Raw genomic sequence first — 12,462 nt, 5'->3', positions numbered from 1 at the left:
GTGATGCTGTGGCTGCAAGGAAACGCGCAGTCACAGGGGGAATTCTTTTCATGCTTCGCATTCGTATGGTCAAGGCAGCCACAACCATCGCCATGGGCGCCGCCGTGCTGATCGCGCCCGCCGCCGCACAGGCCGCCGCGACCGAGGCGCCGCAGGTCGCCGAGGCGCCCGCCACGCCGGTCGTGGACGCCCAGAAGACGGACATGGGCTGGCAGTGACCACCGCCGCCAGCACGGGGACGGCGCGCCGCCGGGACAGCGCATGGACCTGAAGCAGCTCACCACCTTCCACCGGGTCGCGACGCTGCTCAGCTTCACCCGCGCCGCGGCCGATCTGAAGTACGCGCAGTCCAGCGTCACCGCCCAGGTCAAAGGCCTGGAGGTGGCGCTGGGGGTGGAACTGTTCGAGCGGCTGCGGGGGCGGATCCGGCTGACTCCGGCCGGTGAACGCCTCGTTCCGTACGCCGAGCAGATCCTCTCCCTGGTCGACGAGGCCCGGGACCGGACCACCGGCCTGGCCGAGCCGTCGGGGGTCCTCACGATCGGCACGATGGAGAGCTTCACCTCCTACCGGATGCCCCCGGTCCTGGAGTACTTCCACCACCGCTACCCGCAGCTCCAGCTCGCCCTGCGGCCCAGCCTGTGCCGGGACACCTGCGAGGCGCTGCGGCAGGGCACCTTCGACCTGGGTTTCCTCATGGAGGCCGAGACGGAGCACCCGGGGGTCCGGACCGAGGTCCTCGGCTCCGAGCCGCTGGTCGCGGTCGCCGCCCCGGACCACGTCCTGGCGGGCGCCCGCAACGTCTCGACCGGCGACCTGCGCGCGGTGCCGATCCTGGCGCCGGAGGCGGGCTGCTCGTACGGGGCGATGTTCGAGGCGGAGCTCAACAGCGGGGCCGAGCACCCCGTACCGCTGCTGCAGTTCGGCAACATCGAGTCGATCAAGCGCGGGGTCTCGGCCGGGCTCGGCGTCAGCGTGCTGCCCGCGATGGCGGTGGCCGCCGAGGTCGAGGCGCAGTCGCTGACCGTGCTCGACTGGACGGCTCCGTTCGAGGTGTACACGCAGATCGCGTGGCGGTACGGGCGCCACCTCACGCGCGAGATGCGGGTGTTCATCGACTGGATGGTCCGCTTCGCCGAGCAGGACCGGCCACTGGTGGCCTGCTGAGGCCTGCCGGACCGCTGCGGCTCGGCGGGCCTGCCGGGGCCCGCCGGGGGCCGTGTTCACAGGGCGCCCCGGGCCAGCAGTTCCTCCACGATCCGTACGGCGTCCAGCGCGCCGCCGACCCGGAGGTTGTCGGTGGCCAGCCAGAGCCAGAAGCCGTCCGGGGCGGTGGCCGAGACCCGGATCCGCCCCACGTGGAGCCGGTCCGGGTCGCCCAGCGCCGCCGGGGTCGGACCACCGCCGCCGTCGTGGACGGTGACCTCGGGCAACGCCCGGAGCAGCGCCACCAGTTCGGCGCGGTCCACCGCCGCACGGCACTGCACCCACACCGCCGCGCCGTGCCCGCTGACCATCGGGACCCGGGCGCAGGTCGCCGTGACCTCGATGCCGGGCAGCCCCAGGACCTTGCGGACCTCGTCGGCCAACTCCCGCTCCTGGCGGGTCGAACCGTCCTCCAGGAGGTCGCCGATGCCCGGCAGCACGTTGAAGGCCAGCGCGGGCGAGAACTCCGCCGAGGGCACGGTGGCCTGCGGGTCCTGCAGGACCGTGCGCGAGCCGTCCTGGAGCTCCTCGATGCCGGCGTGCCCGGCGCCCGAGGCGCCCTGGTACGTACTGACGACGATCCGGCGGATCCCCCAGCGGCGCTCCACGTCCCGCACCACGCGGACCACGGGCACGGTGGCGGCGCCGGGCACCGCGATCACCCCGCCGGCCGGCCGGCGGCCCAGCTCGGACGCGTTCAGCTGCGGGACGACCAGCGGGGTGCCCGGGTCCATCCGGAAGGCGGAGGTGCTGTCGACGGCCAGCGCGCCGTGCGCGACGGCGACCGGGACCCAGTCCCTGCTGACCTGCGTGCCGGCGCAGAACAGCGCGGCGTCGACCGTGCCGAAGTCGAACCGGGAGAGCGGGATGACGCCGTGGTCGCGGCCGTCGACGCGGATCGTACGGCCGGCCGAGCGCGCGGAGGCCACCAAGTGCAGTCGCCGGTACGGGAGACGGCGGTCCTCGATGAGTTCGAGGACGGTACCGCCCACCGCGCCGGTCGCCCCGACGACGGCGATGCGGGGGGCGGCGGGGTCGTCGACCTGGGGCATGGGCTTCTCGGATCCGCGGAGGGCAGGGGACACGGACGGCCGGCGGCCGTGCGGGCCGTCGGCTCCGGGACACGACCCTGTTCGAGTACGCGCCGGAAGCCCGGCGTGGGGCGGTGTGCGCGATCGGCGCCGGTTCGATCATCCGCGCATCGGGGGGAGCTCGGCAATGGGTGCCGCGACGGGCATCTCCGATGGCTCCCATCAGCGGGAACGATCGGCTCCGGATGCCCTGGCGCACGGGGGACGCAACGCCGTCGGCGCGGCCCGGGCCCTGCCGCGAGCGTCATCGGAATGTCCGAACGAGGCCATCGGAACTCCCCGGACAACGGGCGTTGACCGGCAAGTTGGCTTGGCAAAGGCTGTGGCCGGTCCTGATCGACCGGGGAGATCGACCACGGGGGAACCCAGAGCGCCGGAAGGACGGGCAGCCGGGGTTCCGGACCGGAACACGCGAAACGGGGAGTTCATGCAGCAGGCCGTGAAGGTCGTCGGAATCGGGGGGTCCTCCCGACCCGGCTCCACCGCGGAGCTCGGGCTGCGGGTGGTGCTCGCGGAGGCCGCCCGGCGGGGTGCGGAGGTCAGTCTCGTCAGCGGCGCCGACCTGGTGATGCCGCTCTACGACCCGCGCGTGGCGGGCTTCCCCCCGCAGGCGCGCCGGCTCCTCGCCGAGGTGGCCTCGGCGGACGGGGTGGTGCTGGCCAGCCCCGCCTACCACGGCACGGTGTCCGGGCTGCTGAAGAACGCCCTGGACTACACCGAGGCACTCCGGGACGACACCCGGCCCTACCTCTCGGACCGGGCCGTCGGCTGCCTGTCCGTCGGGATGGGCTGGCAGGGGGCCGTGACCACGCTCGCCGCGCTCCGGGACGTCGTGCACGCCCTGCGCGGCTGGACCACCCCGCTGGGGGTGGCGCTCAACAGCGCGACGGCCGGGTTCGGCGCGGACGGCGCGTGCTCCGACCCGCACATCCAGCAGCAGTTGACCGCGATGGCCGGCCAGGTCGTCGAGTTCGCGGAGGCGCGCCGGGCCCACCGGGCGCTGCGGGCCGAGGCGGTGCACGCCTGATGAGCGGCGCCGACGACGGCCACTGTCCCGACGAAGCCCACTGTCCCGACGAAGTCCACTGTCCCGATGACGCCCACGGCCCCGACGGCCGCGGGGCCGTGACGGCCTCCGTCCCCACCCCCACCCCCTGGATCCGCTGCTTCCACCCGAAGCCGGCGGCCCGGTACACCCTCGTCTGCTTCCCGCACGCGGGCGGGTCGGCCAGTTACTACTTCGAGCTGTCGGCGGCGCTCGACCCGGACATCGAGATGCTCGTCATCCAGTACCCCGGGCGCGAGAACCGGCTCTTCGAGGAGCCCGCCGGGTCCGTGACGGAGCTGGCGGACGGCGTGTACGAGGCCCTGCGTCCCCGGCTGCCGCGGCGCCCGGCCTTCTTCGGGCACAGCATGGGCGGGCTCATCGGCTTCGAGGTCGCCCGGCGGCTGGAGGCGGCCGGGGGGACCGCGCCCCACGTCCTCGTCGCCTCGGCCAGTTCGGCGCCTTCGGTGCGCACGGACCGGCTGACCTCCGGCCTCTCCGAGACCGAGCCCGACGAGGCCGTGCTGGCCCGGATCATGGGCCTCGGCGGCACCCGTGAGGGAGTGCGCCAGGACCCGGAGCTGCTGCAGCTCGTGCTCCCCGCCATCCGCGGCGACCTGCGCGCCCTGGCGGAGTACCGGGTCGACGCGGGTGGCGCGGTCGGCTGCCCGGTCACGGTCTTCGTCGCCGACGGCGACCCCGACGTACCGCTCGCCGAGGCCGGCGCGTGGGGCACCCACACGGCGGCGGACGCCGACGTGCACGTCTTCGAGGGCGACCACTTCTACTTCGGCGGCAACCCGCCGAAGTTCCTCGCACTGCTCCAGGACGCCGTGCGTCACTCTCACTCCGGGACACAACTCGTATGACGGTCATGGGATTCGTGGAGGAGGAACTCGCCCAGATGTGGGCCGAGATCCTCGACGTCACCGGTGTGACGCTCGCCTCGGACTGGCGCGCGCTCGGCGGCCGGCCGGAGGCGGTACGCGTCCTCGCCGGCCGGATCGACGAGGAGCTCGGCGCCCGCGTCGAGCCCGAGGGGCTGCTCGCCGCGGCCACCCTGGACGGCATGGCCCGCCTGGTGCGCGGCGCCATGGCGGCCAGGAACGCGCCGGCCGGGCCGGTGGCGGCCGGACCGGCGGGCCCGCAGGCGGGGGCGCAGGCGGGGGCGCGGCCGGAGCGGCCCGCGCTGTCCTTCGCCCAGCAGCGGCTCTGGTTCATGCAGGAGATCGACCCCGACACCACGCTCTACAACGTGCCGACCGTGCTGCGGCTGTGCGGCGGCCTCGACCACGGCCGGCTCGGCCGGGCGCTGACCGCGCTCGTCGCCCGGCACGAGGTGCTGCGTACGACCTACCGGACGGCGTCCGGCGTGCCGCACCAGGCCGTCGCCGCTCCCGGGGAGTTCGCGCTCCCGTACACCGACCTGACCGGCGCGGCCGATCCGGCGGTCGAGGCGGCCCGCATCACCGCCGCCGTGGGCGCGCACGTCTTCGACCTCGCCGCCGGCCTGCCGCTGCGGGCCCACCTGCTGCGGCTCGGCGGCCACGAGCACCACCTGGTGGTGACGTTCCACCACATCGCCATCGACGGCTGGTCCGTCGAGATCTTCTTCCGGGAGCTGGGGGAGCTGTACGGCGACGCGGACGCCGGAGCGGGCGCTGGAGCGGGCGCTGGAGCGGGCGCCGGAGCGGGCGCTGGAGCGGGCGCGGTCGCGGTCGCGGGCGGCGCGCCCGTGCTGCAGTACGCCGACTACGCCGTCTGGCAGCGCGACCGGCTCCAGGGCGACGTCCTCGACGCCCTGACCGCCCACTGGCGGGCGGTGCTCGGCGACGACCCGCAGGCCCTCGCCGTGCCCACCGACCACCCGCGGCCCCGGCACCGCTCCTTCCGGGGCGCGGTCGCCACCCGCGAGTTGGGGCCCGAACTGACGGTCCGCCTGCGGGAGTTCGGCCGGGCCGAGCGCGGAACGCTCAACATGACGCTGCTCGCCGGCCTCCAGGCGCTGCTCGCGGGCTGGTCCGGCACCGACGACGTCACCGTGGGCATCCCGGTCGCGGGCCGCACCCGTCCCGAGCTCCAGGAACTGCTCGGCTGCCTCATCAACATGGTCCCGGTCCGCGTCGGACTCGGCGGGGACCCGGCCTTCCGGGGACTGCTCGCCCGCACCCGCACCGCGCTGCTCGACGCCTCCGCGCACCAGGAACTGCCCTTCGACAAGCTGGTCGAGGCCCTGGTGTCCCGGCGCAGCCGCGACTTCCTGCCGGTGTTCCGGGTGATGTTCAGCTTCCTCAAGGAGCAGTCCGTACCGGTCTTCGCCGGGCTGGAGCACTGCTCGCTGGACCTCAAGGGCCCGCAGGACACCGCGAAATACGACCTCAGCCTGTACGCGCAGGAGAGCGGTGCGGGTGTCGCGCTGACCCTCGAATACGACACCGACCTGTTCGGGCCCGAGACCCCGGCGGCGCTGCTGGCCGCCTACGAACAGACGCTGCACGACGCCATCACCTTCCCGGACAGGCCGGTGCTGGATCTTCCAGCGGTCCGCTTCCGGGTGTCCGGCACCGAGAGGAACACGCACCGTGACCGCTGACCCACTGGCCGCCCCGGGGACGGGCACCATCGACGCCTGGTTCGGGCGGCAGGCGTCGGTACGGGGCGACGCGATCGCCGTGACCGGCACCGACGGCCGGCTGACCTACCGGGAACTCGACCGCTCCGCCAACCGCCTCGCCCACCACCTGCGCTCCCTCGGCGTCGGCCCCGAAGTGCCGGTCGCCGTCTGCATGGAGCGCACCACCGCCCTGGTGACGGCGCTGCTCGCGGTGCTCAAGGCGGGCGGCGCGTACGTGCCGCTCGACCCGGCGAGCCCGGACGAGCGGATCGCCTTCACGCTCGCCGACGCCGGCGCGACCGTCCTGGTCACCGACCGGGCCGGGCGCGGCCTGCCCGCCGCGCACACCGTCGTGACCGGCCCCGGCGGCACCGGCCTGAGCGCCCACCCGGACACCGCGCCCGAGGATCCGGGCACCGGCCCGGCCAGCCTCGCGTACGTCATCTACACCAGCGGCTCGACCGGCACCCCCAAGGGCGTCATGATCGAGCACCGCAACGTGACGGGGCTGCTCACCGGCACCCGGGGCCACTTCGGCTTCGGCCCCGACGACGTCTGGTCGATGTTCGCCTCCGCCGCCTTCGACGTGTCGGTGTGGGAGATGTGGGGCGCGCTGCTGCACGGCGGCCGGCTCGTCGTCGTACCGGAGGAGACCCGGCGCTCGCCGCAGGAGTTCCACGCGCTGCTGCACCGCGAGCGGGTCACCGTCCTCAACCAGACCCCGGCCGCCTTCCGGCAGCTGGTGCGGTACGAGGAGGAGCAGCCGCCCGGCGCCGGACCGGCCGCCCTCGACGCGCTGCGGCTGGTCGTCTTCGCGGGCGAGGCGCTGCCGCCCGAGATGCTGCGGCCGTGGATCGCCCGGCACGGCGAGGACCGGCCCGAGCTGGTCAACATGTACGGGATCACCGAGACCACCGTGCACTCCACCTACCGGCGGATGACCTCGGCCGACCTCGACGCCGGGGCCGGCAGCATGATCGGCGGCGCCTTCGAGGGCTGGACGATGAAGGTCGCGGCCGCCGACGGGCTCGATGCGGCCGACGGCGCGGCCGGCGAGCTGTTCGTCGGCGGCGCCGGTGTGGCCCGGGGCTACCTGGGCCGGCCCTCGCTGACCGCCGAGCGCTTCCTGCCCGACCCGGACGCCACCGGGCCCGGCGCGCGCCGCTACCGCTCGGGCGACAGCGCGCGGCGGGGCGCGGACGGCGACCACGAGTACCTCGGCCGGCTCGACCACCAGGTCAAGGTGCGCGGGTACCGCATCGAGCTCGGCGAGATCGAGAACGCCCTGACCCGCCACCCGGTCGTCCGGGACTGCGTGGTGATCGTCGACGAGGACGCGGTCGGCGAGCCGCGGCTGGTCGCGTACTGGGTGTCCGGCGGGGCGGACCTCGCCGACGGCACCACCGAGCTGCGCGAGCACCTGGGCCGCACCCTGCCCGCGTACATGCTGCCGAACGTCTTCGTTCCGCTGGAGCGCCTGCCGCTGACCCTCAACGGCAAGGTCGACCGGCGGGCCCTGCCCGCGCCCGAGGCCGTACGCCCCGACCTGGGCGGCGACTTCGAGGCCGCGGGCACCCCGGTGGAGAAGGCCCTCGCGGAGATCTGGGCCGACGTGCTCTCGGTCGACCGCGTCGGCCTCGACGACGACTTCTTCGAACTCGGCGGGCACTCGATGCTCGCGACCCAGGTCGTGGCGCGCTCGAAGGAGCAGTTCGGCGTCGCCGTGACGCTGCGGCTCTTCTTCGACCTGCCCACGGTCCGGGAACTCGCGGCGGCCCTGGAAGAGCTGCTCGCCGCACAGTCCATCACCCACCCGCACGGGGAGAACGCATGACGTACGAAGCGGATCTGCCGCTGCCGGAGCAGTCCGTGGCCATCATCGGGATGAGCGGCCGCTTCCCCGGTGCCGGCGATGTCGACGCCCTGTGGCGCATGGTGGCGGCGGGCGAAGAGGGCCGCACCGACTACTCCGACGAGCAGCTCGCCGGGGCGGGCGTGCCCCAGCGGCTGCTCGCCGACCCGGCCTACGTGAAGTCCGGTTTCCCCGTCGAGGGGTTCGACCGGTTCGACGCCGAGTTCTTCGGCGTGACCCGCTCCGAGGCCGAACTGATGGACCCGCAGCACCGGCTGCTGCTGGAGACCGCCTGGCAGGCCCTGGAGCGCGCCGGGTACCCGGCGGGCACCTTCGAGGGCCGTACCGGTGTCTTCGCCGGCACCTCGGGCAGCGGCTACCTGCGCGAGCGGATCGCCGACGCCGGCGCCGACGGCCGGATCTCCGACGAGATCCAGGTCGCGCTCGGCAACGACCCCGGCATGCTCGCGCTGCGCGTCTCCTACAAACTCGGCCTGACCGGGCCCAGCTTCACCGTGCAGAGCGCCTGCTCCTCCTCGCTGGTCGGCGTGCACCTGGCCGTGCAGTCGCTGCTCGGCCGGGAGTCCGACCTCGCCCTCGCGGGCGGTGTCGCGGTGCGCGAATTCGAGCCGCGCGGCTACCGCTACGAGGAGGGCGCGATCCTCTCGACGGACGGCCACTGCCGCCCGTTCGACGCGGACGCCTCCGGGACGGTCTCCGGCGACGGTGTCGCCCTGGTGGTCCTCAAGCGCCTGGAGGACGCGGTCGCCGACGGCGACCACATCCACGCCGTGATCCGCGGCTCGGCCGTCAACAACGACGGCGCCGCCAAGATCGGCTTCACCGCGCCGTCCCCGCACGGCCAGGCCGAGGTCATCGCCGAGGCGCTGGCCATCGCGGGAGTCGAGCCCGGCACCGTCCAGTACGTCGAGGCGCACGGCACCGCCACCCCGCTCGGCGACCCCATCGAGGTGCAGGCGCTCACCGAGGCGTTCGGTCCCGACGCGGCCGCCGGCTCGGTCCACCTGGGTTCGGTGAAGTCCAACATCGGGCACCTCGACGCCGCCGCCGGCGTGGCCGGCCTGATCAAGGCCGCGCTCGCCCTGGAGCACCGCTTCATCCCGCCGACCGCGCACTTCCGCGCCCCCAACCCGCGGCTCGCCCTGGACAAGAGCCCGTTCGTGGTCACCGGCGAAGGCACCCCCTGGCCGCGGACGGCGACCCCGCCGCGCGCCGGTGTGAGCGCCTTCGGCATCGGCGGCACCAACGCGCACGTGGTCCTGGAGGCCGCCCCCGTCGTCGTCCCCGTCGTCGCCGCGGAGCCCGGGACGGAGGGCGACTGGCAGGTCCTGCCGCTGTCGGCCCGTACCCCCGAGGCCCTCGACGCCGCCGCCGAGCGCCTCGCGGCCGCGCTCACCGGAACCGGCGCCGGGCTCGCGGACGCCGCCCACACCCTGCAGTCGGGGCGCGCCGAACTCCCGTACCGGCGTGCCGTGGTGGCCGACAGCCGGGAGGGCGCCGCTGCTGCGCTGCGCCAGGACCGGCCCGCCGTGTCCGCAGGGCAGGGCGAGGGGACACCCGACGTGGTGTTCCTCTTCCCCGGCCAGGGCGCCCAGTACCCGGGCATGGGCGCGGACCTGTACCGCACCGAGCCCGTCTTCCGCGCGGCCCTCGACCGCTGCGCCGAGATTCTCCTGCCGCACCTCGGCTGGGACGTCCGGGAGGTGGCGTTCGCCGCCGACGGCGAGGAGACCCGTGAGCGGCTGAAGCAGACCCTCTACACCCAGCCCACCGTCTTCTCCCTCGACTACGCCACCGCGCAGCTCCTGCTCTCCTGGGGCGTCGAACCGGCCGCCATGACCGGTCACAGCCTCGGCGAATACGTGTCGGCCTGCCTGGCCGGGGTGTTCAGCCTGGAGGACATCCTGCGCGTCGTCGCCCGCCGCGCCCGGCTGATGCAGGACCTCGCGCCGGGCCGGATGCTGTCGGTGCTCCTCGACGAGGAGGCGCTCACCCGGGCGCTCGACGGCCGCGCGACGATCGCCGCGGTCAACGCGCCCGGCTCCTGCGTGGTCGCCGGCACGCCCGAGGAGGTCGCCGGGGCCCGCCGCGTGCTGGAGGCGCAGGGTGCCTCCGTACGCGAGCTGGAGACCTCGCACGCGTTCCACACGGCGCTGGTGGAGCCCGCCCTGCCCGGTCTGGAGGAGGTGCTGCGCTCGGTCACGCTGAACGCGCCGAGGATCCCCTTCCTGTCCAACGTCACCGGCACCTGGATCACCGAGGAGCAGGCCACCGACCCGGCGTACTGGGTCGCCCACACGCGCCGGCCCGTCCGGTTCTCCGACGGCGTCGCCGCCCTCGCCCAGCGCGGCCCCGCCGTGTTCGTCGAGGTCGGTCCAGGCAGCCAGCTCGGCGGTCTCGTCAAGACCCACCCGGAGCCGGGCCCGGTCGTCACCCTGCTGCGCAAGCCGCGCGCGGGGGCCGAGGCGCCCGCCGAGGGCCGGGCGGTCCGCGAGGGCCTGGCCGAGCTGTGGCGCCACGGCGTCGGAGTCGACTGGACGGCCCTGCACGCCGACGGCGGGCGCCGCCGGGTGCCGCTGCCCGCCTACCCCTTCCAGGGGCGCAGCTTCCTGCTGCCCAAGCCGGCGAAGACCACCGGCGTACGCACCGACAGCGCGCGCTGGACGTACGCGCCGGTCTGGCACCGCGCGCCGCTGGCCGCCGCTCCGGGGCAGACCGTTCCGGAGCAGGCCGCCTCCGCCCAGACTGCCCCCGCGCAGACTGCCCCCGCGCAGACCGCCCCCGCGCAGACCGGGCCGGCCACCTGGCTGGTCCTCGCCGACGAGCGCGGGCTGACCGGCGACCTGGTCGCCGCCCTGCGCGAGCGCGGCGAGAGCGTCACCACCGTGGCCAAGGCGGTCGCGTACGCCCGCACCTCCGAGCACGGCTTCGACGCCGACCCGGCGGACGCCGGGCACCTGGGCCGCATCCTCGGGGAGCTGCGCCAGGACGGGCTGACCCCCGGCCGGATCGTGCACGCCTGGGCCGTCACCGGTCCGGACGGCACCGGTCCGTCCGGTGCGGAGGACCGCTACGCCGACGGTCTGGCCACCGGCTTCCACAGCCTGGTCGCGCTGGCGCAGGCGCTCGGCGAGAGCGGCACGGACACCCCGGTGCGCGTCGACGTCCTCACCGACCGGCTGCAGGACGCGCACGGCTCGGCCGTGACCCGTCCCGAACGGGCAGCCCTGTACGGGGCGGTCACCGTCCTGCCGCAGGAGTACACCTGGCTGACCTGCCGGAGCATCGACGTACTGCCGCCGGCGGACACCGCCGAGCGGACCCGGCTGACCCGGCAGCTCACCGCCGAACTGGCCGGTCCCGGCACCGAGGCCCTCGTCGCCTACCGGGGCGCCCAGCGGCTGCGCCGCGCCTTCGCGCCGGTCGAGCCGGCCCCCGTATCCGTCGGGCAGGCCTGGCGGGCCGACGCCGGCTACCTGGTCACCGGCGCGTCCGGCGAGGCCGGGCTGAGCTTCGCCGAGCAGCTCGCCGGGGCGGGCGCCCGCCTGGTGCTCGTCGGGGACCCGCAGTTCCCGGCCGAGGCGGAGTGGGCCGCGCTGCCCGCCGGGGCCGAGCGCGCCCGCGCCGAGCGGCTCGCCGCGCTGCGCGCCGCCCGCCCCGGCGCCGTCACCTACCGGACGGCCGACCTGGCCGACCCGGAGCAGGCCCGGCTGCTCGTCGAGGAGGCCCGCACCCTGCTGGGCGCCGTCGACGGCGTACTGCACTGTGCGGACGCCCGCGGCACCGGACTCGTCGCGCTCAAGTCGCGGGACGACTTCGAGACCGTACTGGGGGCGCGGGTGCGCTCCACGCTGCTGCTCGAAGAGCTGCTCGCCTCCGACGACCTGGACTTCTTCCTGTCGGGCTCGGCCACCACCGGCATCGTCGGCGGCTTCGGCCAGGCCGACAACTGCGCGGCCGCCGCCTTCCTGGACGCCTTCGCCGCCGCCGGCTCCGCCGAGGGGCGCAACAGCGTCACCCTCGACTGGTCGCAGTGGGAGTGGGACGACTGGTTCGAGCTGCAGATGGCCGGACTGCCCGAGGTCCGCGAGCTGTACGAGCGGCTGCGCCTGAGCCAGGGCATCCCCGTCGCCGACGGCCTCGCGCTGGCCCGCGCCGCGCTGTTCGCCGGCCTGCCCCAGCTGGTGGTGTCCCGGGCCGACTTCCAGGACGTCCTGGCCGATCAGCAGGGCATGACCGCGGCCTCGTTCACCAACGCCCTCGGCAGCGGCCGCGGCGAGGACAGTGACTGGGACCCCGCCACGGTGTGGCCGGACGACGAGCTGGCCCAGTCGGTGGCCCGGGTGTGGCAGGAGATGCTCGGCGCCTCGCCGATCGGCCCGGACGACGACTTCTACGACCTGGGCGGCAACTCGCTGTTCGCCATCCAGATCGTGGGCCGGCTGCGCCAGGCGCACGGTGACTTCCCGATGAGCGCCGTCTTCGAGGCGCCGACCGTACCGGGGCTCGCGGCAGCGATCCGCGCCCACCAGGCCGAGTCCATCGGTCTGGACGAGTTCGAGGCGATGCTGCGCGAGGTCGAAGCCCTCTCCGCCGCCGAGGCCGAGCAGAAGCTGAAGGGTGACAGCTGACC

8 protein-coding genes are annotated in these 12,462 nt (G+C 74.8%); 7 read left to right on the top strand and 1 reads right to left on the bottom strand.

The features are described 5' to 3' along the window. Positions 1-50: 50 nt before the first annotated feature. Positions 51-218 carry a hypothetical protein gene (locus OG534_RS16425; protein WP_326588803.1) on the top strand — a complete coding sequence of 56 codons (168 nt, stop codon included), beginning with the start codon at positions 51-53 and terminating at the stop codon, positions 216-218. Between the two features lie 43 nt (positions 219-261). Continuing rightward, on the top strand, positions 262-1,167 hold the full coding sequence (locus OG534_RS16420) for a LysR family transcriptional regulator (RefSeq protein ID WP_326588802.1): 906 nt from the start codon (positions 262-264) through the stop codon (positions 1,165-1,167). A 56-nt stretch (positions 1,168-1,223) separates the two neighbouring features. On the opposite strand, the gene OG534_RS16415 is transcribed toward OG534_RS16420, so the two are convergent. Continuing rightward, positions 1,224-2,258, bottom strand: a complete 1,035-nt coding sequence (locus tag OG534_RS16415; RefSeq protein ID WP_326588801.1) for an aspartate-semialdehyde dehydrogenase — start codon at positions 2,256-2,258, stop codon at positions 1,224-1,226. Between the two features lie 466 nt (positions 2,259-2,724). On the opposite strand from OG534_RS16415, the gene OG534_RS16410 reads away from it, so the two are divergent. From OG534_RS16410 to OG534_RS16390, 5 genes are read left to right on the top strand one after another with little or no spacing between them, the layout of a single operon-like run. Next, on the top strand, positions 2,725-3,324 hold the full coding sequence (locus OG534_RS16410; RefSeq protein WP_326588800.1) for an NADPH-dependent FMN reductase: 600 nt from the start codon (positions 2,725-2,727) through the stop codon (positions 3,322-3,324). Then, the gene (locus tag OG534_RS16405) at positions 3,324-4,211 is read left to right on the top strand and encodes a thioesterase II family protein (RefSeq protein WP_326588799.1); all 888 of its coding nucleotides are present in this window, start codon (positions 3,324-3,326) and stop codon (positions 4,209-4,211) included. Before OG534_RS16410 ends, OG534_RS16405 begins: the two co-directional genes overlap by 1 nt. Next, the gene (locus OG534_RS16400) at positions 4,208-5,935 is read left to right on the top strand and encodes a condensation domain-containing protein (protein ID WP_326588798.1); all 1,728 of its coding nucleotides are present in this window, start codon (positions 4,208-4,210) and stop codon (positions 5,933-5,935) included. Before OG534_RS16405 ends, OG534_RS16400 begins: the two co-directional genes overlap by 4 nt. Further along, positions 5,925-7,790 carry an amino acid adenylation domain-containing protein gene (locus OG534_RS16395; protein WP_326588797.1) on the top strand — a complete coding sequence of 622 codons (1,866 nt, stop codon included), beginning with the start codon at positions 5,925-5,927 and terminating at the stop codon, positions 7,788-7,790. The genes OG534_RS16400 and OG534_RS16395 overlap by 11 nt, the downstream gene beginning before the upstream one ends. After that, positions 7,787-12,460, top strand: a complete 4,674-nt coding sequence (locus tag OG534_RS16390; protein ID WP_326588796.1) for a type I polyketide synthase — start codon at positions 7,787-7,789, stop codon at positions 12,458-12,460. The genes OG534_RS16395 and OG534_RS16390 overlap by 4 nt, the downstream gene beginning before the upstream one ends. The last annotated feature ends 2 nt before the right edge of the window (positions 12,461-12,462 follow it).

Origin of the sequence: Streptomyces sp. NBC_01294, assembly GCF_035917235.1 — a bacterium.
In the GTDB taxonomy this organism is placed as follows: domain Bacteria; phylum Actinomycetota; class Actinomycetes; order Streptomycetales; family Streptomycetaceae; genus Streptomyces; species Streptomyces caledonius.
This window is presented reverse-complemented; position numbering and strand designations above follow the sequence as displayed.